The organism is Streptomyces sclerotialus, assembly GCF_040907265.1.
Lineage (GTDB): Bacteria > Actinomycetota > Actinomycetes > Streptomycetales > Streptomycetaceae > Streptomyces > Streptomyces sclerotialus.
In genome coordinates, this window is sequence record NZ_JBFOHP010000002.1 from 2,466,868 (window position 1) to 2,488,905 (window position 22,038).

Annotated in this window: 23 protein-coding genes and 1 riboswitch; of the genes, 11 read left to right on the forward strand and 12 right to left on the reverse strand. The window is 72.7% G+C overall.

From position 1 onward, the window contains the following. Positions 1-87: 87 nt before the first annotated feature. Positions 88-1,266: an NAD(P)/FAD-dependent oxidoreductase gene (locus tag AAC944_RS10965; protein WP_051871900.1), complete on the reverse strand. Its 1,179-nt coding sequence runs from the start codon at positions 1,264-1,266 to the stop codon at positions 88-90. 197 nt (positions 1,267-1,463) lie between these two features. Then, positions 1,464-1,577: riboswitch (TPP riboswitch) on the forward strand. Between AAC944_RS10965 and thiO the strand changes: the two genes are divergently transcribed. The 6 genes from thiO to AAC944_RS10995 all read left to right on the forward strand — a co-directional run bounded on the left by thiO (position 1,575) and on the right by AAC944_RS10995 (position 7,452). After that, a complete protein-coding gene (gene thiO, locus AAC944_RS10970) occupies positions 1,575-2,801 on the forward strand; it encodes a glycine oxidase ThiO (protein WP_030616697.1) in 1,227 nt (408 codons plus the stop codon). Its footprint overlaps the riboswitch before it by 3 nt. Continuing rightward, on the forward strand, positions 2,798-3,043 hold the full coding sequence (gene thiS / locus AAC944_RS10975) for a sulfur carrier protein ThiS (protein ID WP_196943047.1): 246 nt from the start codon (positions 2,798-2,800) through the stop codon (positions 3,041-3,043). The genes thiO and thiS overlap by 4 nt, the downstream gene beginning before the upstream one ends. 9 nt (positions 3,044-3,052) lie before the next feature. Beyond that, the gene (locus AAC944_RS10980) at positions 3,053-3,907 is read left to right on the forward strand and encodes a thiazole synthase (RefSeq protein ID WP_030616690.1); all 855 of its coding nucleotides are present in this window, start codon (positions 3,053-3,055) and stop codon (positions 3,905-3,907) included. A gap of 56 nt (positions 3,908-3,963) precedes the next feature. Continuing rightward, entirely contained in the window at positions 3,964-5,949 is a 1,986-nt protein-coding gene (pknB, locus tag AAC944_RS10985) for a Stk1 family PASTA domain-containing Ser/Thr kinase (protein WP_030616687.1), read from the forward strand. A gap of 49 nt (positions 5,950-5,998) precedes the next feature. Beyond that, positions 5,999-6,901, forward strand: coding sequence for a deoxyribonuclease IV (locus AAC944_RS10990; RefSeq protein ID WP_030616684.1), 903 nt, complete (start codon positions 5,999-6,001; stop codon positions 6,899-6,901). A gap of 68 nt (positions 6,902-6,969) precedes the next feature. Further along, on the forward strand, positions 6,970-7,452 hold the full coding sequence (locus tag AAC944_RS10995) for a DUF4396 domain-containing protein (protein WP_030616682.1): 483 nt from the start codon (positions 6,970-6,972) through the stop codon (positions 7,450-7,452). A gap of 19 nt (positions 7,453-7,471) precedes the next feature. Here AAC944_RS10995 and AAC944_RS11000 read toward each other — a convergent pair whose 3' ends face one another. Next, positions 7,472-8,095, reverse strand: coding sequence for a sulfite oxidase-like oxidoreductase (locus tag AAC944_RS11000; RefSeq protein ID WP_030616678.1), 624 nt, complete (start codon positions 8,093-8,095; stop codon positions 7,472-7,474). Between the two features lie 156 nt (positions 8,096-8,251). On the opposite strand from AAC944_RS11000, the gene bfr reads away from it, so the two are divergent. Next, complete coding sequence (bfr, locus tag AAC944_RS11005) at positions 8,252-8,755, forward strand: bacterioferritin (RefSeq protein ID WP_030616675.1); 504 nt, start codon at positions 8,252-8,254, stop codon at positions 8,753-8,755. A 34-nt stretch (positions 8,756-8,789) separates the two neighbouring features. Here the strand turns inward: bfr and AAC944_RS11010 are convergent, their stop codons facing one another. Then, a complete protein-coding gene (locus AAC944_RS11010; RefSeq protein ID WP_030616672.1) occupies positions 8,790-9,065 on the reverse strand; it encodes a (2Fe-2S)-binding protein in 276 nt (91 codons plus the stop codon). Between the two features lie 134 nt (positions 9,066-9,199). Beyond that, positions 9,200-10,549: a class II 3-deoxy-7-phosphoheptulonate synthase gene (locus AAC944_RS11015; RefSeq protein WP_030616668.1), complete on the reverse strand. Its 1,350-nt coding sequence runs from the start codon at positions 10,547-10,549 to the stop codon at positions 9,200-9,202. Positions 10,550-10,649: 100 nt separating this feature from the next. Here AAC944_RS11015 and AAC944_RS11020 point away from each other — a divergent pair, with 100 nt between their 5' ends. Together AAC944_RS11020 and AAC944_RS11025 are read left to right on the forward strand one after the other, a co-directional pair. After that, positions 10,650-10,706, forward strand: coding sequence for a trp operon leader peptide (locus AAC944_RS11020; protein ID WP_107054172.1), 57 nt, complete (start codon positions 10,650-10,652; stop codon positions 10,704-10,706). A gap of 109 nt (positions 10,707-10,815) precedes the next feature. After that, entirely contained in the window at positions 10,816-12,672 is a 1,857-nt protein-coding gene (locus AAC944_RS11025; RefSeq protein ID WP_030616666.1) for an anthranilate synthase family protein, read from the forward strand. Here the strand turns inward: AAC944_RS11025 and AAC944_RS11030 are convergent. From AAC944_RS11030 to AAC944_RS11050, 5 genes are all read right to left on the reverse strand, one after another. Further along, positions 12,638-13,654, reverse strand: coding sequence for a 2-hydroxyacid dehydrogenase (locus tag AAC944_RS11030; RefSeq protein WP_030616664.1), 1,017 nt, complete (start codon positions 13,652-13,654; stop codon positions 12,638-12,640). The two genes, AAC944_RS11025 and AAC944_RS11030, sit on opposite strands and share 35 nt — an antisense overlap. A 102-nt stretch (positions 13,655-13,756) precedes the next feature. Next, complete coding sequence (locus AAC944_RS11035; RefSeq protein WP_030616661.1) at positions 13,757-14,785, reverse strand: 6-phosphofructokinase; 1,029 nt, start codon at positions 14,783-14,785, stop codon at positions 13,757-13,759. 169 nt (positions 14,786-14,954) lie between these two features. Then, positions 14,955-15,626 carry a response regulator gene (locus AAC944_RS11040; protein WP_030616658.1) on the reverse strand — a complete coding sequence of 224 codons (672 nt, stop codon included), beginning with the start codon at positions 15,624-15,626 and terminating at the stop codon, positions 14,955-14,957. Then, positions 15,623-16,873: a MacS family sensor histidine kinase gene (gene macS, locus AAC944_RS11045; protein WP_030616656.1), complete on the reverse strand. Its 1,251-nt coding sequence runs from the start codon at positions 16,871-16,873 to the stop codon at positions 15,623-15,625. The genes AAC944_RS11040 and macS overlap by 4 nt, the downstream gene beginning before the upstream one ends. 123 nt (positions 16,874-16,996) lie before the next feature. Then, on the reverse strand, positions 16,997-17,725 hold the full coding sequence (locus AAC944_RS11050; protein WP_030616653.1) for a lysophospholipid acyltransferase family protein: 729 nt from the start codon (positions 17,723-17,725) through the stop codon (positions 16,997-16,999). 214 nt (positions 17,726-17,939) lie between these two features. On the opposite strand from AAC944_RS11050, the gene AAC944_RS11055 reads away from it, so the two are divergent. Further along, positions 17,940-18,725, forward strand: a complete 786-nt coding sequence (locus AAC944_RS11055) for an alpha/beta hydrolase (protein WP_030616650.1) — start codon at positions 17,940-17,942, stop codon at positions 18,723-18,725. Next, positions 18,712-19,482, forward strand: coding sequence for a hypothetical protein (locus AAC944_RS11060; protein WP_030616647.1), 771 nt, complete (start codon positions 18,712-18,714; stop codon positions 19,480-19,482). Before AAC944_RS11055 ends, AAC944_RS11060 begins: the two co-directional genes overlap by 14 nt. Before the next feature lie 55 nt (positions 19,483-19,537). Here the strand turns inward: AAC944_RS11060 and AAC944_RS11065 are convergent, their stop codons facing one another. From AAC944_RS11065 to AAC944_RS11075, 3 genes are all read right to left on the reverse strand, one after another. Continuing rightward, positions 19,538-20,314: an endonuclease/exonuclease/phosphatase family protein gene (locus tag AAC944_RS11065; RefSeq protein ID WP_030616645.1), complete on the reverse strand. Its 777-nt coding sequence runs from the start codon at positions 20,312-20,314 to the stop codon at positions 19,538-19,540. An 8-nt stretch (positions 20,315-20,322) separates the two neighbouring features. Beyond that, entirely contained in the window at positions 20,323-21,264 is a 942-nt protein-coding gene (locus AAC944_RS11070; RefSeq protein WP_030616641.1) for an ROK family glucokinase, read from the reverse strand. A 171-nt stretch (positions 21,265-21,435) separates the two neighbouring features. Further along, positions 21,436-21,951: a DUF5304 domain-containing protein gene (locus AAC944_RS11075; protein ID WP_030616638.1), complete on the reverse strand. Its 516-nt coding sequence runs from the start codon at positions 21,949-21,951 to the stop codon at positions 21,436-21,438. Positions 21,952-22,038: the final 87 nt, after the last annotated feature.

The window sequence follows — 22,038 nt, forward strand, 5'->3', positions numbered from 1 at the left end:
CCAAGCGTGCCATCCCCCACTGACAGTCGGTAGCCGGGCATCGCCATCAGTGCTCACCACCGGCCACACCCGACGGCCGGCCGACCGCTAGGCCCCTGGCAGCACAGCCGATTTCAGCGGTACCGAGGCGTCGGCGGCGCGCGTCCGGTCGAGCAGGGCGCCGCGTTCGATGAGCTTGCGTCCCTGCGCCAGATCGCGGGGCCGCCCCACGGCCAGCAGCGCCACCAGCGCGCCCTCCCGGAGCCACAGCGCCGTCCACGCCGCGCTCTGCGGGTCACCGCGCCAGATCAGCTCGTCGGCGACCGGGCTGTACCCGGCGCACTGCACGAACCGGCCGAACTGCTCCGACCAGAAGTACGGCACGGGGTCGTACACCGTGCCCTCCGCCTCGCACCGGGCGATGTTCGCGGCGACCGTGCGCGGTCCCTGGAGCGCGTTGTCCCAGTGGTGCACCAGCAGGCGGCGCCCGTAGCGCGCGGACGGGAAGGAGGCGCAGTCGCCGACCGCGTACACATCGGGCGCCGAGGCGCGCAGCCGCTCGTCGGCCCGTACGGAGCGGTCCTCGCACAGCTCGACACCGGAGCCGGCCAGCCAGTCCGTGGCGCACCGGGAGCCGATGCCGATCACCACGGCGTCGGCGGGCAGCGACGTGCCGTCGGCGAGCAGGACAGCGCCCTCCTCGACGGCGGCGACCCGGGTGCCGGTACGGAGCGTGGCGCCCGCGTCGGCGTACCAGCGGGCCATGTGGGCGGCGACCTCTTCGGGCAGCGCACCGGCCAGCGGGCGGTCCGCCGCCTCCACGACGGTGACCTCGCACCCGGCCTCACGGGCCGCGGTGGCGAACTCCGCGCCGATCCAGCCGGCGCCGACCACCACGACGCGCTTCTGCGCCGCGAGCACCGGACGCAGCCGCTCGGCGTCGTCCAGGGTGCGCAGTACGTGGACGCCCGGTACGCCCTCGCTGCCGGGCAGGGTGACCGCCTCGGCGCCGGTGGCGACGACCAGGCGGTCGTACGGCACCGGGCCGGTGTTCGTCAGCACCTCGTGGGCGTCGGCGTCGAGTCCGGTGACCCGCCGGCCGAGCTCCAGGTCGATGCCGAGGGAGGCGAAGTCGACGTCGAAGGCCGAGCCGTCCGCCTTGCCGAGCAGCACCGCCTTGGAGAGCGGCGGCCGGTCGTAGGGCCGGTGCGGTTCGGCGCCGAGCAGGGTGATCGTGCCGCGCCAGCCCTGTTCGCGCAGGGCAACGGCGGTCTGCACGCCCGCCATGCCCGCGCCGGCGACGACGACGCGGCGCGAGCGGTCGGGGGTCCGCGAGTACTTGCTCTGCTGGCTCACTCGATCACTCTAGGACGCGGCCCTTCCGGGGGCTGAGCACCGCGCGACGAGATCTCTGACACAGGGTCACGGTCCGGCCGCGCAGAGCACCCTTACGGCGCCTCGGGCACGCGTACTACTCTGACGGCACTTGTACTCGCGGGAGCCCGGACGCACCGGGCTGAGAGGGAGGCTGCGGCGGCCTCCGACCGTACGAACCTGATCCGGGTCATGCCGGCGAAGGGAGGGGCTGGACACCTATGCATCCACCTGCGCATTCATCAGCGGGGACGGCTGCCGGACACCCCGACGTGGTGATCGTCGGGGGCGGTCTCACGGGGCTCGTGACGGCCTGGCGGGCCACTCAGCGGGGCCTGCGCACGACAGTGGTCGACCCGGAGCCGGGCGGCGGCGCCGCACGGGTCGCGGCCGGCATGCTGGCCGCCGTCACCGAGCTGCATTACGGCGAAGAAACGCTCCTGGGGCTGAATCTCGACTCCGCCGCGCGCTATCCGGCGTTCGCCGCCGAGCTGGCCGAGGCGAGCGGCCAGGACCTGGGGTACCGGCAGTGCGGCACGCTCGCCGTCGCCCTGGACGCCGACGACCGCGCCCACCTGCGCGAGCTGCACGCGCTCCAGCGCCGCTGCGGCCTGGACTCGGAGTGGCTGACCGGCCGGGAGTGCCGGAAGCTCGAACCGATGCTCGCGCCGGGCGTACGCGGCGGGCTCCGGGTCGACGGTGACCACCAGATCGACCCGCGACGGCTCGCCACGGCCCTGCTGACGGCCTGCGAGCGGGCCGGGGTGGAGTGCGTACGGGAGCGGGCCGGGCGGCTCACGGTCGCCGACGGCCGGGCCACCGGCGTCGAGCTCGCGGACGGCACGCCGCTGCCGGCCGGGCAGGTCGTGCTGGCGGCGGGGAGCTTCAGCGGCCGGCTGGCCGGGGTGCCGGAGCACGTGCGGCCGCCGGTGCGGCCGGTCAAGGGCCAGGTCCTGCGGCTGCGGATCCCCGCGGCTTACGGCCCGTTCCTGTCCCGCACCGTGCGTGCCGTGGTGCGCGGCGGCCCGCTCTATCTGGTGCCGCGGGAGAACGGTGACATGGTCGTCGGTGCCACCAGTGAGGAGCTGGGCTGGGACACCACGGTGACCGCCGGCGGCGTCTACGAGTTGCTGCGCGACGCGCACGAACTGGTGCCGGGCGTCACCGAGCTCCCCCTGACCGAGACGATCGCCGGGCTGCGCCCAGGGTCCCCCGACAACGCACCGCTTCTCGGGCCCAGCGCGCTGCCCGGCCTCCTGATGGCCACCGGCCACTTCCGCAACGGTGTGCTGCTCACCCCGGTCACCGGCGACGTCATGGCCCACGCGCTGACCACCGGTGAGCTGCCCGAGGAGGCGCGGTCCTTCACGCCGCTGCGCTTCGGGCCCACGGCCGCCCCGTCCCCCTCTCCGGCGCCGCGCGCCGCACTCCAGGAGCAGACCGCATGACCCCGCAGCAGGCCCCCGAAACCGCCTCCGGGCCGGCGCCCGTGACCGTCTCCGTGAACGGCGAGCCCCGCGAGATCCCCGCAGGACTGCCGCTCGACCGCCTGGTGGCGACGCTGACCAGCGCCTCCAGTGGGGTCGCTGCGGCCGTCAACGAGGAGGTCGTGCCGCGCAGCCAGTGGCCGGCGACCCCGCTCGGCGCCGGGGACCGCGTCGAGGTGCTCACCGCAGTCCAGGGAGGCTGATCCTTACCGATGACCGAGACGCACACCCTCGAAGAGACGGCCGCCCCCGGGACGACGCCCGGGGCCGCGCCCGAAGCCGACCCGCTGGTCATCGCCGGTACCGCCTTCCGGTCCCGGCTGATCATGGGGACCGGCGGCGCGCCGAGCCTGGACGTCATGGAGCGCTCGCTGCTCGCCTCGGGCACCGAGCTGACCACTGTGGCGATGCGGCGGCTGGACCCGACGGTGCAGGGTTCGGTGCTCTCCGTACTGAACCGGCACGGCATCCGTACGCTGCCGAACACCGCGGGCTGCCACACCGCGGGCGAGGCGGTGCTCACCGCCCGGCTGGCCCGGGAGGCGCTCGGCACGGACTGGGTGAAGCTGGAGGTCGTGGCCGACGAGCGGACCCTGCTGCCGGACCCGGTGGAGCTGCTGGACGCGGCCGAGACGCTGGTCGACGACGGCTTCACGGTCCTGCCGTACACCAACGACGACCCGGTACTGGCGCGGAAGCTGGAGGACGTGGGCTGCGCGGCGATCATGCCGCTGGGCTCCCCCATCGGCTCCGGGCTCGGCATCCGCAACCCGCACAACTTCCAGCTGATCACCGAGCGGGCCGGGGTGCCGGTCATCCTGGACGCCGGCGCCGGCACCGCCTCGGACGCCGCGCAGGCCATGGAGCTGGGCTGCGCCGCGGTGATGCTGGCCTCGGCGGTCACCAGGGCCCAGGAGCCGGTCCTGATGGCGCACGCCATGCGGCACGCGGTCGAGGCGGGCCGGCTGGCGTACCGGGCGGGCCGGATCCCGCGCCGCCATTTCGCCGAGGCGTCCTCGCCCGCGGCGGGAATGGCCGAGCTGGACCCGGAGCGGCCCGCCTTCTGAGCGATCTGCGGCAGGCGCGTGAGGGCGGTGGACAGCTGCTCGTAGACTCGTCTGCCGTGGACACCACCCTTCAGGACCCCCTGGTCGGACAGCTGCTCGACGGCCGGTACCGCGTACAGGCGCGGATCGCCGCCGGCGGGATGGCGACGGTCTACCGCGCCGTCGACACCCGGCTGGACCGGGTGCTCGCCCTGAAGGTGATGCATCCCTCCCTGGTGGCGGACGCCTCGTTCGTCGAGCGCTTCATCCGGGAGGCGAAGTCGGTCGCCCGGCTGTCGCACCCGAACGTGGTCGGCGTGTTCGACCAGGGCACCGACGGTACGTACGTGTACCTCGCCATGGAGTACGTCGCGGGCTGCACCCTGAGGGACGTGCTGCGTGAGCGCGGCGCCCTGCAGCCGCGCGCCGCGCTGGACATCCTGGAGCCGATCCTGGCCGCGCTGGGCTCCGCGCACCGGGCGGGCATGGTGCACCGCGACATGAAGCCGGAGAACGTCCTGATCGGGGACGACGGCCGGGTCAAGGTCGCCGACTTCGGCCTGGTCCGCGCGGCCGACACGCACACCACGGCCTCCACCGGCACGGTCCTGGGCACCGTCGCCTACCTCGCGCCCGAGCAGATCGAGGACGGCAGCGCGGACACCCGCGCGGACGTCTACGCCTGCGGCGTGACGCTGTACGAGATGCTCACCGGCAGCAAGCCGCACGCCGGCGGCACCGCGGCCCAGGTGCTCTACCAGCACCTCCACGAGGACGTGCCGCCGCCGTCCGGGCTCGTACCGGGGCTGCCGCCCGAGCTGGACGACCTGGTGACCGAGGCCACCGCGCGCAACCCCGAGGTGCGCCCGCAGGACGCGGTCACGCTGCTCGCGCTGGCCCGGAACGCCCGCGCTGCGCTGACCGAGGAGCAGCTGGACGCGGTGCCGCCGCAGGCGAAGCCGGCGAGCGGCGCGGCGGGCTCGGAGGACCGGACGAGCGTGATCCAGCGCCCCGCCGCCGTGCAGCTCTCGCTGCCCGAGCCGGCCGGTGCCGACGCCGATGACACGGCGGGGCACACCAGCCGGCTGGAGGTGCCGGTGGCGGCGGCAGCGGACGCGCGGACGGACCGGCTGCCCACGGCGGCCGGCGGCCGACGCGCGGGGGCCTCCCGGGGGCCGCGCCGCAGGACGCTCACCGTGGTGCTCGCGGTACTGGCGGCGCTGCTGCTCGGCACGGGTGCCTGGTACGTCACCACCGGCCAGTTCACGACCGTGCCCGCGGTGCTGGACATGACGCAGGCCAAGGCCGAGCGGACGCTGCACGACGCCGGTCTGGACGTGAAGGTGGAGCGCGCGTACAGCTCCACCGTGGAGCGCGGGCACGTGATCTCCACCGACCCGGAGAACGGCAAGCGCATCCGGGGCACCGGCACGGTCACCGTCACCCTCTCCAAGGGCCCGGACATCGTCTCCGTACCGGACCTGTCCGGCACTCCGGTCGCCGACGCGCGGCGCAAGCTGCGGGACCAGGGGCTGACCCCGGGGACCGAGCGCAAGGCGTTCAGCGACGAGGTGGCCAAGGGGTCGGTGATCCGGACGGACCCGGACGCGGGGGCGAAGCGGCGGCCCGGTACGGCGGTGGCGCTGACCGTCAGCCGGGGCAGCGCGATCGACGTGCCGGACGTGGTCGGCGACGAGCGGTCGGACGCGGCGGCGGAGCTGCGGGAGGCCGGCTTCCGGGTGAAGTTCGCCGCGCAGCCGGTGTACTCGCCCGAGGACGAGGGCGCGGTCGCGCGGCAGTCCCCGGGCGAGGGCGAGACGCTGGGCAAGGGCGACACGGTGACACTGACGCTGTCCAGGGGGCCGCAGATGATCGAGGTGCCGGACGTCGAGGGTGAGCCCGCCGAGGACGCCCGGAAGACGCTGGAGGCCGCGGGCTTCGAGGTCGAGGTGAAGAAGCCGTTCTTCTTCCCGGGTGACAAGGTCGACAGCCAGTCCGTCGACGCGGGCGACACCGCCCCGAAGGGCAGCACCGTCACGATCACGCTGGAGAGCAAGCTGTGAGGTGTACCTGACACCCGGAGCGGACCGGCCGCCTGGCACCCTTGAAGGTGTGAGCACTTCCCCGCAGCGCGCCCGTGAGCGCAATCCGATCGGCGGCCACGTCCCGGTGGCCGGCGGTCTCGCCAAGGTCGGCATCCCGTACGCCCAGGAGATCGGCGGCGAGGCCGTCCAGGTCTTCGTCGCCAACCCGCGCGGCTGGGCCACCCCGCCCGGCAACCCCCTGCAGGACGAGGCGTTCCGCGCGGCCTGCGCGGAGCGCGCGGTCCCGGCGTACGTGCACGCGCCGTACCTGATCAACTTCGGTTCGCACAACCCGGTGACGGTCGAGAAGTCCGTGGAGTCGCTGCGGCACTCGCTGCGCCGCGGCCGGGAGATCGGGGCGCTCGGCGTGGTGGTGCACACCGGTTCGGCGACCGGCGGACGGGAGCGGGCCACGGCGCTGGCGCAGGTACGGGAGTACATGCTGCCGCTGCTGGAGGAGCTGACGCACGACGACGACCCGTGGCTGCTGCTGGAGTCGACGGCCGGGCAGGGCGCCTCGCTGTGCTCGCTGGCGGAGGACCTCGGGCCCTATCTGGACGCGCTGGACCGGCACCCGCGCGCCGGGCTCTGCCTGGACACCTGCCACGCGTTCGCCGCCGGGCACGACATGGCGGCGCCGGGCGGCACGAAGGCGCTCCTGGACGAGCTGGTGGACGTCGCGGGTGAGGGCCGCCTGAAGCTGATCCACGCCAACGACTCCAAGGACGTGGCGGGGGCGCACAAGGACCGCCACGAGAACATCGGGGCCGGTCACATCGGGGCCGAGCCGTTCGGCGAGCTGTTCCGGCACCCGGCGACCGCCGGCGTACCGCTGGTGATCGAGACGCCGGGCGGCAAGGAAGGCCATGCGGCGGACGTGGCACGGCTGAAGGAGCTGCGGGACGGCGGGGACACGCCCGACATCCCTTGAGGAATACCCTAGGGGGGTATACGGTTCCCGTCTTCGGCGGGAACCGTTCCTTCTGGATGGGGGCTTCCATGCAGCACCAGCACACACACGCCGGGCACGACCACGCGGCCCACGCTCCGGCCGGCTGGGCGACGGCCGCGAAGGCCACCCTGCACTGCCTCACCGGCTGTGCCATCGGCGAGGTCCTCGGCATGGTGATCGGCACGGCCCTGGGCTGGCACAACGTGCCGACGATGGTCCTCGCCATCGCCCTGGCGTTCCTCTTCGGCTACTCGTTCACACTCCGCGGTGTCCTGAAGGCGGGCCTGGACCTCCGGGCCGCCGTGAAGGTCGCGCTGGCCGCCGACACCGTCTCGATCGCGGTCATGGAGCTCGTCGACAACGGCGTGCTCGCCCTCGTCCCGGGCGCGATGGACGCCCACCTGTCGGAGTGGCTGTTCTGGGGGGCGCTGGCGTTCTCGCTGGTCGTGGCGTTCCTCGTGACCACGCCCGTCAACCGGTGGATGATCGGCCGCGGCAAGGGCCACGCGGTGGTGCACCAGTACCACTGAGGGGTACCGGGGCTCGAGCTCAGAGCTCCGGTCCGTCGCCCGGCTCCTCCTGGTAGGAGTAGCGCTGCTCGCGCCACGGGTCACCGAGGTTGTGGTAGCCGCGCTCCTCCCAGAAGCCGCGGCGGTCCGCCGTCATGTACTCGATGCCGCGGACCCACTTGGGGCCCTTCCAGGCGTACAGATGCGGCACGACGAGCCGTACGGGGAAACCGTGCTCGGCGGTGAGCAGTTCGCCGTCCCGGTGGCTGGCGAACAGGCAGCGCTCGCCGGCGAAGTCCGCCAGGGGCATGTTCGAACTGAAGCCGTACTCGGCCCACACCATCACATGGGTGACATCGGGAGCGGGCGGCGCCAGGTCGAGCACCGTACGCGTCAACACCCCGCCCCATTCGGCACCCAGCATGCTGAACTTCGTCACGCAGTGCATGTCGGCGACGACGGTGTCGTACGGCAGCGAGGTGAATTCCTCGTGCGTCCAGCAGTGCTTGTCACCGTCGGCCGTGGCCCCGAAGACGCGGAATTCCCACCGCTCGGGACGGAACTTGGGCACGGGTCCGTAGTGCGTGACCGGCCACCCGCGCTGCAGTCGCTGCCCCGGAGGCAGCTGAGGAAGCTCCTCTTCGCGGCTATCCGGCTGACCCATGCCTCCATGGTGTCAGACCGGAAGGGGTGCTGATGACCAGCACGGGACCGATTCGGGCAACTCCCACTAAGCCTGCACTTACTGGACGCTCCACTCGCCGCGGTGGAAGGATGCCCGGCACCTGTCCAGTCGACGTGTGGAAGGAGCCTTGCAGTCATGCAGGGAGATCCCGAGGTCATCGAGTTCCTGAACGAGCAGCTGACCGCCGAGCTGACCGCGATCAACCAGTACTTCCTGCACGCCAAGTTGCAGGACCACAAGGGCTGGACCAAGCTCGCCAAGTACACGCGCGCGGAGTCCTTCGACGAGATGCGGCACGCGGAGGTGCTCACCGACCGCATCCTGCTCCTGGACGGCCTGCCCAACTACCAGCGGCTCTTCCACGTCCGCGTCGGGCAGACGGTGACCGAGATGTTCGAGGCCGACCGGCAGATCGAGGTCGAGGCGATCGACCGGCTGCGGCGTGGCATCGAGGTGATGCGGAACAAGAGCGACATCACGTCCGCCAACGTCTTCGAGGCGATCCTCGCCGACGAGGAGCACCACATCGACTACCTGGACACCCAGCTGGAGCTGATCGAGAAGCTCGGCGAGTCGCTGTACCTGTCCACGGTGATCGAGCAGACCCAGCCGGACGCCTCGGGGCCGGGCTCCGTCTAGGCGGCGGACGGACGGCCGCCGGGTCACCCGGCCACTAGGCCGCTTCGGGCAGCTCCTCGGGAGCTCCGGGCAGTTCCTCCGCCGCCTGAGGAAGCTCTTCGAGGGCGGGGGCGCCCTGGTCGGCCAGCCGCCGGCGGGGGCAGGTGCCGCGGCCCAGCACGGCCTGGATGCGCCGGACGCAGCCGCCGCAGTCGGTGCCGGCCTTGCAGGCGGAGGCGATCTGGCGCGGTGTGCACGCGCCCGCGTCCGCGTGCTCGCGTACCTGGTCCTCAGTGATTCCGAAGCACGAGCAGACGTACACGCGGTTCACCCCCGCCCTTCTCTCGTAGCTTCGGTTGATCTTGAGTGAGGTTACCCTTACCTTACCCGCCACGGCGGGCGCTTAACAACGCAGTGGGGCGCGGATCACAGAATCCGCGCCCCACCTTGCGTCTACGCGCCCGTCTACTGATCCCGGTACATCTCCGCGACCAGGAATGCCAGGTCCAGCGACTGGCTGCGGTTCAGACGGGGGTCGCAGGCCGTCTCGTACCGCTGGTGCAGGTCGTCGACGAAGATCTCGTCGCCGCCGCCGACGCACTCCGTGACGTCGTCACCGGTGAGCTCGACGTGGATGCCGCCCGGGTGCGTGCCGAGCGCCTTGTGGACCTCGAAGAAGCCCTTGACCTCGTCCAGCACGTCGTCGAAGCGGCGCGTCTTGTGCCCGGAGGCCGCCTCGTAGGTGTTGCCGTGCATCGGGTCGGTGATCCACGCCACCTGCGCACCCGAAGCCGTGACCTTCTCCACCAGCTCGGGCAGCTTGTCGCGGATCTTGTCCGCGCCCATGCGGGTGATGAAGGTCAGCCGGCCCGGCTCGCGGTCCGGGTCCAGCCGGTCGATCAGCGCGAGGGCGTCCTCGGGCGTGGTCGTCGGGCCGAGCTTCACGCCGATCGGGTTGCGCACCTGCGAGGCGAACTCGATGTGCGCGTGATCCAGCTGCCGGGTGCGCTCACCGATCCACAGCATGTGGCCGGAGACGTCGTACAGCTTGCCGGTACGCGAGTCCGTACGGGTCAGCGCCGTCTCGTAGTCCAGCACCAGCGCCTCGTGCGAGGCGAAGAACTCGACGGTCTTGAACTCCTCCGGGTCCACCCCGCAGGCGTTCATGAAGTTCAGCGCCCGGTCGATCTCGCGCGCCAGCGCCTCGTAGCGCTGACCCGAGGGCGAGGACTTCACGAAGTCCTGGTTCCAGGCGTGCACCTGCCGCAGGTCGGCGTAGCCGCCGGTGGTGAAGGCGCGCACGAGGTTCAGCGTGGCGGCGGAGGCGTGGTACATCCGCTTCAGCCGCTGCGGGTCCGGGATACGGGCCTCGGCGGTGAACTCGAAGCCGTTGACGGAGTCGCCGCGGTAGGTCGGCAGGGTGACGCCGTCGCGGGTCTCGGTCGGCTTGGAGCGCGGCTTGCTGTACTGGCCGGCGATCCGGCCGACCTTGACGACGGGCACGGACCCGGCGTACGTGAGGACGGCGCCCATCTGGAGCAGCGTCTTGAGCTTGTTGCGGATGTGCTCGGCCGACACCGCGTCGAACGCCTCGGCGCAGTCCCCGCCCTGCAGCAGGAACGCCTCTCCACGGGCAACGGCTCCCAGGCGCTCGCGCAGCTGGTCGCACTCACCCGCGAAGACGAGCGGCGGATAGGACTCGAGCTCCGCGATCACATCGCGCAGAGCCTCTTGGTCCGGCCAGTCAGGCTGCTGCGCCGCGGGCAGGTCTCGCCAGGTGTGGCCACCGGCGTGGATTTCAGCGTTCACGGTCACCTCGTCAACATTACGGGGTATCGGAGGCCGTCCAGTACGCCGACCGCAGTATGAGACAGGGCCCACAGCGCCCACCGCGCTATCGGGTAGGGTGCAGAGCATGTTCGCGCAGACAACCATGGACTGGTGGTGGACCGCTCATCCGGCGGCCCACTGATTCGCGCGCACACCACAGACTGCGAAGGCCGCCCGAGGGGCGGCCTTCGGTCTTTCCGGTCCCGGCCCGTCCCTCTCCCCAGCCCCCTGAGTGAGAGAAGGACGAGATCATGGACCTTGCCGAGCTGCTCGCCGACGACCGGCCCTTCGCGCTGCTGCGCCGCCGCACCCCCGGCCGCGACCACGACACGGTCGAGGTGCTCATCGGCCCGGTCACCACGTACGACCGGCTCGCGGACCTCCCCGAGGGCCTGGCCCTGGTGCCGTTCCGGCAGATCCGGGAGCGTGGTTTCGACGTACGCGACGACGGCACGCCGCTGGCGGCGCTGACGCCCGAGGAGCGGTACGAGCTGCCGCTCGCCGACGCGCTGGCGCAGCTCCCGGACCACGCGGTGACGGTCACGGACGGCACCTTCGACGTCACGGACGAGGAGTACGCCGGGATCGTCGGGCGGGTGCTGGACGCGGAGATCGGCCAGGGTGAGGGCGCGAACTTCGTCATCCGGCGGACGTTCCGGGGCGAGATCCCGGACTTCCGACGGGCCGACGCGCTGGCCCTGTTCCGGCGGCTGCTGGCCACGGAGCGCGGCGCGTACTGGACCTTCGTGGTGCACACCGGCGAGCGCACCCTGGTCGGCGCGAGCCCCGAGGTGCACGTCCGGATGAGCGGCGGCACGGTGGTCATGAATCCGATCAGCGGCACCTACCGCTACCCGGCCGGCGGCCCCACCGCCGACGGCCTGCTGGGCTTCCTCGCCGACGGCAAGGAGATCGAGGAGCTGTCGATGGTCGTCGACGAAGAGCTCAAGATGATGTGCACGGTCGGCGACAAGGGCGGCGTCGTGATCGGCCCGCGCCTGAAGGAGATGGCGCACCTCGCGCACACCGAGTACGAGCTGCGCGGCCGCTCCACCCTGGACGTCCGCGAGGTGCTCAAGGAGACCATGTTCGCGGCCACCGTCACCGGTTCGCCCGTCCAGAACGCGTGCCGGGTCATCGAGCGGTACGAGCCCGGCGGGCGCGGCTACTACGCGGGCGCGCTGGCGCTGATCGGCCGGGACGCGGGCGGTGCCCAGACGCTGGACTCGCCGATCCTGATCCGTACCGCGGACATCGACGCGGGCGGGCAGCTGCGGGTGGCGGTCGGGGCGACGCTGGTGCGCGGCTCGGACCCGGCGGGCGAGGTGGCCGAGACGCACGCCAAGGCCGCCGGGGTGCTCACCGCGCTGGGAGTACGGGAGGCACCGGCCCGGAGCACCGCCGCCGCGCCGCCGCGGCTGGCCGAGGACCCGCGGGTGCGGGCCGCGCTGGACGCGCGCCGGGCGGACCTCGCGCCGTTCTGGCTGCGGATGCAGACCACCGCGCCGACCGCGGCACTGGACGGGCACGCGCTGGTGATCGACGCCGAGGACACCTTCACCGCGATGCTGGCGCACCTGCTGCGCACCTCGGGGCTGGAGGTGACCGTACGGCGGTACGACGAGCCGGGGCTGCGGGAGACGGCGCTCGCGCACGAGGGGCCGGTCGTGCTGGGTCCGGGGCCCGGCAACCCCTCCGACGCGGCCGACCCGAAGATGCGGGCGCTGCGGGGACTGGCGGCCGAGTTGCTCCGCGAGCACAAGCACGGCCTGCTCGGGGTGTGCCTGGGCCACGAGCTGATCGCGGCGGTGCTCGGGCTGGAGATCGTCCGGAAGGACGTGCCGTTCCAGGGGGCGCAGGAGCGGATCGACTTCTTCGGGCGCGAGGAGACGGTCGGCTTCTACAACACCTTCACCGCCCGCTGCGACGAGGCGACCGTCGAGGAGCTGGCCATGCACCGCGTGGAGCTGAGCCGGGACGCGGTGAGCGGGGACGTGCACGCGCTGCGCGGGCCCGGTTTCGCGGGGGTGCAGTTCCATCCCGAGTCGGTGCTGAGCCTGGACGGCTCGGCGATCACCTCTCAGCTGCTGGCGGCCGTTCTGGTGTGACGAGCAGGTTCTCGCCGGCGCGGCCGGCCAGGTAGTCCTCGACATTGGCGAGCGTGGTGTCGACGATCTGGCCGACCGCGTCCTCGGTGAAGTACGCCTGGTGCGAGGTGACCAGCACGTTCCCGAAGGTGATCAGGCGGGCGAGGGTGTCGTCCTGGACCACTTCGAGCGACTTGTCCAGGAAGAAGAGGCCGGCCTCCTCCTCGTAGACGTCCAGGCCCACGCCGCGCAGCCGGCCCTCCTTGAGGGTCGCGACGAGAGCCGCGGTGTCCACCAGGCCGCCGCGGCTGGAGTTGACCAGGATCGCGTCGTCCTTCATGGCGGCGAGCGCCGCCGCGTCGACGATGTGCCGGGTGCTCTCCACCAGCGGTACGTGCAGCGAGACCAGGTCGGACTCGGCGAAGAGCCGGTCCCGCTCGACGTAGGTCATGCCCAGCTCCGTACAGGCCGGGTTCTCGGCGATGTCCCAGCCGAGCAGGCGCATCCCGAAGCCGTGGGCGATCCGGGTGAAGGCCTCGCCGATCTTCCCGGTGCCGAGGACGCCGGCGGTGCGCCCGCGCAGGTCCCGGCCCATCAGGCCGTCGAGACGGAAGTCGAAGCCGCGGGTGCGGCCCGCGGCGCGCACGATCCGCCGGTTGACCGCGATCGCCAGGCCCCAGGCGAATTCGGCGACCGAGTACGGCGAGTACGCCGAGACCCGGCCGACGGTCATGCCCAGGTCGGCGGCGGCCCGCAGGTCGATGTTGTTGTAGCCGGTCGAGCGCTGGGCGATCATCTTCGTCCCGCCGGCCGCCAGCTCCTGCAGGACGCAGGCGTTCAGATCGGCGTTGACGCCGGAGCTGATGATCTCGTACCCGTGCGCGATGGGGGCCGTGTCGCGGTTGAGGAAGACGTCGAGGCTGCGGATCTGGTGCCGGCCTTCGAAGGCCCGCTCCAGCAGCGGACGCTCGTCGGCCTGCACGCCGAATGCCAGGATTTCCACGCTTGCTCCCACCACTCCCGTATCGGGCGATTTCCGGCGATGGGCCGAATATACGGCCCACCGCCGGGCGCCGCCGTACAGGACGGACACTCCGCCGCCTGGCTAGCCGAAGAAGACCCCGGCCTCGGAGTACAGCTTCGGGTCCACCGTCTTCAGCTTCGCGGTGGCCTCGGCGAGCGGCACCCGGACGATGTCCGTGCCGCGCAGCGCGACCATCTTCCCGAAGTCGCCGTCGCGCACGGCGTCGATGGCGTGCAGCCCGAAGCGGGTGGCCAGCCAGCGGTCGAAGGCGCTGGGCGTGCCGCCGCGCTGGGTGTGGCCCAGTACGGTCGTCCGCGCCTCCTTGCCCGTGCGCCGCTCGATCTCCTTGGCCAGCCACTCCCCCACGCCCGAGAGCCGGACGTGCCCGAAGGAGTCGGTGGAGTCGTCCTTCAGCACCATCTGGCCGTCCTTGGGCATGGCACCCTCGGCGACGACCACGATGGGCGCGTAGCGGACCTTGAAACGGGACTCGACCCAGTCGCAGACCTGCTCGACGTCGAACCGCTGCTCGGGGATGAGGATCACGTTGGCGCCGCCCGCCAGGCCGGAGTGGAGCGCGATCCAGCCCGCGTGCCGGCCCATGACCTCCACGACGAGGACCCGCATGTGCGACTCGGCGGTGGTGTGCAGCCGGTCGATCGCCTCGGTGGCCACGCCGACGGCGGTGTCGAAGCCGAAGGTGTAGTCGGTGGCCGAGAGGTCGTTGTCGATGGTCTTGGGGACGCCGACGCAGGGGACGCCGTGCTCGTCCGACAGGCGCGCCGCGACGCCGAGGGTGTCCTCGCCCCCGATGGCGACCAGCGCGTCGACCTCGTTCTTGGCGAGGTTCTCCCGGATCCGCCGGACGCCCTCCTCGTGCTTGAAGGGGTTGGTGCGCGAGGACCCCAGGATCGTGCCGCCGCGGGGCAGGATGCCGCGGACCGCCGGGATGTCCAGCGGTACCGTGTCGCCCTCCAGCGGCCCCCGCCAGCCGTCCCGGAAGCCCACGAAGCCGTACTCGTACTCCTGGGTGCCCTTGCGGACCACCGCCCGGATGACCGCGTTCAGACCGGGGCAGTCGCCGCCACCGGTAAGCACTCCGACCCGCATCGCTACTTCCCTTCGCCCGTGATGGACCGACGCGGGTCACGCTAATGGTGATCCAGGTCACTCAGGAGAGGGACGAGGGGCGGATTCCGGTGATTTTCCGGGGCGTTGGCGCGGCGCCGTTCACTCGTACGAGCGGTTGCCGGAACGGCGCGGGGGCGCGCCCACGCCGTCAGGGGGTGTCCAGGCCGCGCTCTATCGCGTACCGGACCAGCTCGACCCTGTTGTGCAGCTGGAGCTTGCCGAGGGTGTTCTGGACGTGGTTCTGCACCGTGCGGTGCGAGATGACCAGGCGCTCGGCGATCTGCTTGTACGACAGACCCTTGGCGACCAGGCGCAGCACCTCGGTCTCGCGGTCGGTGAGCCGCGGCGCGCCCGGCTCGTCCTCGGTGGCCGGGGCCGGCTCGGTCGCCAGCCGGCGGTACTCCCCCAGCACCAGCCCGGCCAGGCCAGGGGTGAACACCGGGTCGCCGGCGGCGGTGGAGCGGACCGCCTCGATCAGCTCGTCCGTGCTCGCGGACTTCACCAGATAGCCCGTGGCACCGGATTTCACGGCCTCCAGGACGTCCGCGTGCTCACCGCTCGCGGACAGCACCAGGACCCGCAGCCGGGGGTTGCCGCCGACCAGCTCGCGGCAGACCTCGACGCCGGGCAGGCCGGGGAGGTTGAGGTCGAGGACCAGCACGTCGGGCGCCGCTGCCTGGGCCCTGCGGACCGCCTGCGGGCCGTCCCCGGCGGTCGCGACCACCTCGAACCCGGCCTCGGCCAGGTCCCTGGCCACCGCGTCCCGCCACATCGGGTGGTCGTCGACGACCATGACCTTCACGCCCTGCGGCTCACTCATACGCCTGCCTCACCCCGTCGTCCGCCCTCGGGCGTACCGCCCTTGGGCACCGTCAGCTCCACTTCCGTGCCCTGGCCCGGGACCGAGACCCACTCGGCGCTGCCGCCGAGGTCCCGCAGCCGCCCGCGGATGGACAGCGCGACCCCGAGCCGGCCCTCCCGCTCCGCGTCGGCGAGCCGGCCCTCGGGGATGCCCGGGCCGTCGTCCCGCACCGTCACGATCACCGCCTCCGGCTCGTCCTCGACCAAAATCCACGCATGGGCCCCGGCTCCCGCGTGCACCCGCACATTGTCCAACGCGGCACTGACAGCCGCCGCCAGCTCCGCCGCCCGCGCCGCCGGGAGCAGCACCGGGGCGCCCGGCTCGGAGAAGGTGACCCCGGCGCCCGCGTGCGGCGCGAGCAGCGCCCGTACGTCGCACGGCTCGTCGGCGAGCCCCTCCTGCCCCTCGGGGACGCAGTTGTCCCCGTACGAGGGTCCGTCCGCCGCGCCGTCCTCGTACGCCGCGTCCGCCGCTCCTGGGGAGGGCACGGGCCGCTGCGCGGGCACCAGGCCGCTGGAGACCAACGTGCGCAGCGCGACCTCCTGTTCGCCCGCCATCCGGCCCAGCTCCGCCGCCTCGCCGCCGAGGGCGGCACCGCGCCGCTGCACCATCGCCAGCACCTGGAGCACGCTGTCGTGGATGTCGCGGGCCAGCCGCTCGCGTTCGCGGGTGGCCGCCTCGATCTGGAGGGCGCGCGCCAGGGTGCGCTCACTGGCCCTGGCCACCTCGACGACGTAGCCGATCGCCACGCTCGCCACCCACACCAGCAGCACGTTGTGGACGGTGTCCCGGGCGAACTCCTGGCGCTCCACGAGGTTGGCGACCGCCACCACCGAGGAGGCGCCCGCCGCCCAGCGCCAGCCGCCCTTGATCGCGAAGCCGAGGGCCGCGCCGGCCGTCCATATCGACGGCAGCGTGGGCGCGCCGCCCGCGATCCGCGCGTGGGTGTCGACGATCGGGGTGAGCAGGATGCCGGCGACCGCGAAGGCGAGGTCACCGAAGAGGAAGCGGCGGGTGCAGCGCTCGGCCGACGTGGTCCAGCGCCAGGTCAGCACCATCCATGCGGTGAGCGCCGCCATGTAGGCCGCGCCGCCCAATGGGTGCGCGTACTCGCGGTAGTTGAGCGAGAAGATCGCCACGGCGTACACCAGGGTGAGGATGCGGTACCCCGTCAGCGCCCGCCACAGCGGGAGTTCGACGGACATCCGCAGCACCCGGGGCTGCCTGGCCCGCCCCTTGCCGCTCTCCGCCGTCGTGCTCGCCGGGTCCGCCGCCACGGCGGGTATCCGGTCCTCGGACGTCATCTGGCCCACCCCCCTCGCCGGGCTCTACCGAGCGCCGGGCCCGGACTTCCGCGCCGCCTTCTCCGCCTCGGCCTGCTTCTTGGCGGCCTCGGCGAGCTGCCGCTTGGCCGCGGTCGCGTAGATGTCGACGTACTCCTGGCCCGACAGCTTCATGATCTCGTACATGACCTCGTCGGTGACCGACCGCAGGATGAAGCGGTCGCCCTCCATGCCGTGGTACCGGCTGAAGTCCAGCGGCTTCCCGATGCGGATGCCGGGCCGGATCATCTTCGGCACGATCTTGCCGGGCGGCTGCACCTTCTCCGTGTCGATCATCGCGACGGGAATGACCGGCGCGCCGGTGGCCAGCGTCACCCGGGCCAGGCCGCCGGGCTTGCCCCGGTAGAGCCGGCCGTCGGGCGAGCGGGTGCCCTCGGGGTAGATCCCGAACAGCTCGCCGCGCTCCAGCACCTCGATACCGCTCTTGATCGCCGCCTCGCCGGCACCGCGGCCGCCGGAACGGTCCACCGGCAGCTGGCCGACGCCCTTGAAGAACGCGGCCGTCAGCTTGCCCTTGACGCCGGGCGAGGTGAAGTACTCGGCCTTGGCGATGAACGTGACCTTCCGGTCGAGCACCGCGGGCAGGAAGAAGGAGTCCGAGAACGACAGGTGGTTGCTGGCCAGGATCGCCGGCCCCTCGGCAGGGATGTTCTCCAGGCCCTCGACCCAGGGGCGGAACGCCAGCTTCAGCGAGTTGCCGACGGAAAACTTCATTGCGCCGTAGATCAACGCCACTCCTTCTGTGTGCGACGCAAAGACCTTAACCCGCGCGGCGGCCCGCCTCCTCACCGTGCGTGGTGCCGCGGCCGCTCCCTGCACGGCACACCCTTCCCTGCGGACCTATCCGGGCGGCTGAGCTTTGCGTACCCTGCAGTTACCAGCTCTCGCCGCAGGCCGGCGCTTCCCCTTTACCGATCGGAGTCCTCCGGTGCCGCTCCTTCCCGGGGCCGAGCCGTTCCGCCATGAAGGCGGTCAGGTCGGCGTCCTCGTCTGCCACGGCTTCACCGGCTCCCCGCAGTCCGTACGCCCCTGGGCCGAGTACCTCGCGGCCCGCGGGCTGACCGTCTCGCTGCCGCTGCTGCCGGGGCACGGCACCCGCTGGCAGGACCTCCAGGTCACCACCTGGCAGGACTGGTACGCCGAGGTCGACCGCGAGCTGCGCGCCCTGACCGCCCGCTGCGACCAGGTCTTCGTCTGCGGCCTGTCCATGGGCGGCGCGCTGTCGCTGCGGCTGGCCGCCCGGCACGGCGACGCGATCAGCGGCCTGGTCGTGGTGAACCCGGCGAACAAGGTGCACGACGCGGCGGCCCCGCTGCTGCCGGTGCTGCGCCACCTCGTCCGCTCGACCAAGGGCCTGACCAGCGACATCTGCCAGGCAAACGCGATGGAGACCGGCTACGACCGGGTCCCGCTGCACGCCGCGCACTCCGTACGGCAGTTCTTCCGCCTGGTGGACGCCGAGCTGCCGCAGGTCACCCAGCCGCTGCTGGTGATGACCAGCCCTCAGGACCACGTCGTGCCGCCGGCCGACTCCGAACGCATCATGAGCCGGGTCTCGTCCAAGGACCTGCGGCAGAAGCTGCTGGAGCGCAGCTACCACGTCGCGACCCTGGACCACGACGCGGAGCAGATCTTCGAGGACACCTACGACTTCATCGCCCGCCTCGCACCGGCCGTGAAGGGGGAGGGGACGACCACCAGTGGGCGAGCGTGACCCGCGCGATCCTCTCGACGAGGACGCCGCCTGGGCCGAGATCGTGGCCTCCTACGGCGAGGAGCCGGCCTTTCCCGCGCCGGAGGACCGGCCGTCGGCGCCGGTATCGCTGCGCCCGGAGGCCGGTGAGCCGGAGCGCCCGGTGACCGACCTGGACCTGGAGAAGGGCCTGGAGAACTGGGAGAAGGGGCTGGGCCTGGAGAAGGGACCGGTGAAGGAGCCGGCGAAGGAGCTGGACAAGTCCCTGGACACGTCCCTCGGCAAGGAGCCGGAGAAGAGCCTGGAAGCGGGGCGGGAGAAGGCCGCCGAGGCGTCGCGGCCGGGCGCCGGTGAGGAGGCGGCGGGTGACGCGCCGCCCGCCGAGCGGCCGGAGAGCGGTCCCGCCGACCGGCCCGGCGGCGCCTCCGGTGACCGGCCCGGCAGCTTCGTCGTGTTCGCGCCGGGCGTCGGGCCGCGCGACTGGTCGGCCGCCGAGCCGTCCGACGGCGACTTCGACGAGGACGACGAGGGGCACTTCACCCCGCCCGAGCCCCCGCCGCTGCCGCAGGCCGACGTCACGACCAAGTTCGCCTGGATCGCGCTGCTGGGCGGCCCGCTGCTGCTCATCATGATGATGGTCTTCCAGCAGCCGGTGACGTGGTGGATCACCACGCTGGGGATCGGCGGGTTCCTGGGCGGCTCCGCGACGCTTTTCGCCCGTATGAAGACCGATGACGAGGACGACGATCCCCGGCCCGGGGGCGGCGCGGTCGTCTGACGGCTGTCCCGCCGTCGTGGCCGGTCGCGCCGTTCCCCGCGCCCCTTGGGCGCCCCTACGGGGCGATCTCAGCCGGTACCCGTAGCGCCGCCAGTACCGGCAGGTGGTCCGTGGCCGCCAGCAGGTCCGCCTCCCGTACGCCCGGGAGGTCGATCGGCACGCCGCACGCCAGCACCTCCACGCCGGAGGTGGTGAACACGCCGTCGATGCGCTGATGCGGATCGTGCGGGGTGGAGGTGTACTCCCCGCCCCACGGCGCGGCCTGCCAGGCATCCGTCAGGGACCCGGCCAGCCGCCGGAAGCTGCGGCCCTTGGGCCGGTCGTTGAGGTCGCCGCCGGCCACCGCGTGCGGCGCGTCCAGCAGCGCGAGCCGCTCCAGGAGCAGCCCCGCCTGCTCGTACCGCTCCGCCGCGCTCAGGCTCAGGTGCGCGCTGAGCACCCCGAGCCTGGCTCCCCCGATGCGCAGCACCGCGGTCGCGAAGCCGCGCCGGTGCAGGCCGGGGGTCTTCGGGAGGGTGATGTCCTCGGCGCGCTCCACGTGGGCGCGGAGCGAGGTGAGGATCATCGGCCCGCAGGCGGTCGCGCCGCCCGTGGCGTACACCAGCTCCGACTCCCGGGCCAGGGCCGCCGCGGCCTTCCGCCAGCGGAAGAAGCGCGGCGCCTCCTGGATGAGCGCGACGTCGGGGGCGCAGGCCCGGATCACCCTGGCCAGCGCCGCCCGGTCGTCACGCATCGAGCGGATGTTGTAGCTGAGCACCCGGACGACGGCGGAGCCGTCGGACTCGGTCGCGGACTGCGGGAACCCGGCGGCGGTCTCCGGGCGCTCGGCCACCACCGCGCTCAGCCCTGGCGTGCCAGGTCGGCGGCGCCGACGAGGCCTGCCTTGCCGCCGAGCTGAGCGGCGAGGACCTGGGCGTGCGGCCGCCACTGGTTGCCGACCAGCCAGCGCCGGAAGGACTTGCGGATCGGGTCCAGGACCAGCTCGCCCTCGTCGGAGACGCCGCCGCCGACGATGAAGGCGGAGGGGTCGAAGAGCGAGGCGAGGTCGGCCAGGCCCGCGCCGGCCCAGCGGGCCAGCTCGCGGAAGGAGTCGACGGCGACCGGGCAGCCCTGCCGAGCGGCCTCGCTGACGTGCCGGCCCTCGATGCCCTCGGAGGTGCCGTCGCCCAGGCCGAGCAGGATCTCGGCGTTCTCCGGGGTGGCGAAGGCACGCTGCTTGGCGTACCGGAGCAGGGCACGCCCGGAGGCGTACTGCTCCCAGCAGCCCTGGCTGCCGCAGCCGCAGAGCAGGCCGTCGGGCACGACCCGGATGTGGCCGAACTCCGCGGCGACGCCGAAGCGGCCGCGGCGCAGCTTGTTGCCGATGATGATGCCGCCGCCGAGGCCGGTGCCGAGCGTGATGCAGATGACATCGCTGTGGCCCTGGCCGGCGCCGAACTTGTACTCGCCCCAGGCCGCGGCGTTGGCGTCGTTCTCCACGACGACGGGGAGGCCGACGCGCTGCTCGACGTTGTCCTTGAGCGGCTCGTGGCGCCAGTTGATGTTCGGGGCGAAGAGCACCGTGGCGCGCTTCTCGTCGACGTACCCGGCGGCGCCGATGCCCACGGCCTCCACCTGGTGGCCGGCCCCGACGGCGCGGACCGCGTCGGCGATGGCCTCGGTCAGCGCCTCGGAGGTCGGCGGGGTCGGCACCTTGCACGTCTCGAGGATCGTGCCCTCTTCGTCGACCACGCCGGCCGCGATTTTCGTGCCGCCGATGTCGACGCCGATGGTGAGTCCCATGTGTCCCTCAGTTTTCCGGTCGAACCCCGCCAACGGACAACCGTACCGGAGCCGGGGGGCGACCGGAGGCCGATGGATCATCAGCCGGGCACGTGATGTGCGGCAGGCGGCCCGGACCGGGCCCGGGAGCGGCGCCGGAACCGGGGCCCGGCACGATCCGGACGAGCGGCCCTAGTCCAGGTCGATCCGCTCGCTGCCGGACGCGCCCGCCGGGCCTTCGTCGTCACGCGGTCCGCCGCCGGGCCCGTCCGGGGTGTCCGCGTGCGGGCCGCGGGCCGTGGCGTCCTGGCCGTCGGCCGCGCCGCGGGTCCAGCGGCGCTCGCCGGCCTCGACGGCGGAGCGGTACGCGGCGAGCAGCTCGGAGCCGGCGGCGGCGAGGTGGTCGAAGACCTCGGGGTTGCGCTCGACGACCGGCTCGACGGCGGCCCTGGCCTGCTGGAGGAGGTGGTTGACCGCGCCCTTGGCGGCCATGCCGCCGATCGCGCCGGGCAGCTGGATGCCCGCGATCCTGTCGGTGACCGCCTCGGCGAGCTTGCGCAGCTCCTCGGCGGCGCTGCCGGGCTGCCGGCCGTACTCGGCGCGCCGGCGGGCCCGCTCCGCTGCCAGGTCCTCGGCGCAGGCCTGCTCCCAGGCGTCGTCGTCCGCCCGGGAATCGCGGTCGGCTGGGCGCTCGGTGTCATCGGTCATGACGGGCTCCTGGCGGCGGTACGTCGGAGGGCGGGCTCTTTCGACGTTACCGGAACGGCGGTACCCACACGCCCCTCAGGCCGGACC

What these genes read in the sequence shown, in the direction of transcription:
- thiO (WP_030616697.1), top strand. Translation starts at nt 1,575, where the DNA reads ATGCATCCACCTGCGCATTCATCAGCGGGGACGGCTGCCGGACACCCC.
- AAC944_RS10995 (WP_030616682.1), top strand. Translation starts at nt 6,970, where the DNA reads ATGCAGCACCAGCACACACACGCCGGGCACGACCACGCGGCCCACGCT.
- AAC944_RS11035 (WP_030616661.1), bottom strand. Translation starts at nt 14,785, where the DNA reads ATGCGGGTCGGAGTGCTTACCGGTGGCGGCGACTGCCCCGGTCTGAAC.
- AAC944_RS10980 (WP_030616690.1), top strand. Translation starts at nt 3,053, where the DNA reads ATGACCGAGACGCACACCCTCGAAGAGACGGCCGCCCCCGGGACGACG.
- AAC944_RS11040 (WP_030616658.1), bottom strand. Translation starts at nt 15,626, where the DNA reads ATGAGTGAGCCGCAGGGCGTGAAGGTCATGGTCGTCGACGACCACCCG.
- thiS (WP_196943047.1), top strand. Translation starts at nt 2,798, where the DNA reads ATGACCCCGCAGCAGGCCCCCGAAACCGCCTCCGGGCCGGCGCCCGTG.
- AAC944_RS10965 (WP_051871900.1), bottom strand. Translation starts at nt 1,266, where the DNA reads ATGGCGGGCGTGCAGACCGCCGTTGCCCTGCGCGAACAGGGCTGGCGC.
- AAC944_RS11070 (WP_030616641.1), bottom strand. Translation starts at nt 21,264, where the DNA reads ATGGGACTCACCATCGGCGTCGACATCGGCGGCACGAAAATCGCGGCC.
- bfr (WP_030616675.1), top strand. Translation starts at nt 8,252, where the DNA reads ATGCAGGGAGATCCCGAGGTCATCGAGTTCCTGAACGAGCAGCTGACC.
- AAC944_RS11000 (WP_030616678.1), bottom strand. Translation starts at nt 8,095, where the DNA reads ATGGGTCAGCCGGATAGCCGCGAAGAGGAGCTTCCTCAGCTGCCTCCG.
- macS (WP_030616656.1), bottom strand. Translation starts at nt 16,873, where the DNA reads ATGTCCGTCGAACTCCCGCTGTGGCGGGCGCTGACGGGGTACCGCATC.
- AAC944_RS11025 (WP_030616666.1), top strand. Translation starts at nt 10,816, where the DNA reads ATGGACCTTGCCGAGCTGCTCGCCGACGACCGGCCCTTCGCGCTGCTG.
- AAC944_RS11050 (WP_030616653.1), bottom strand. Translation starts at nt 17,725, where the DNA reads ATGAAGTTTTCCGTCGGCAACTCGCTGAAGCTGGCGTTCCGCCCCTGG.
- AAC944_RS11075 (WP_030616638.1), bottom strand. Translation starts at nt 21,951, where the DNA reads ATGACCGATGACACCGAGCGCCCAGCCGACCGCGATTCCCGGGCGGAC.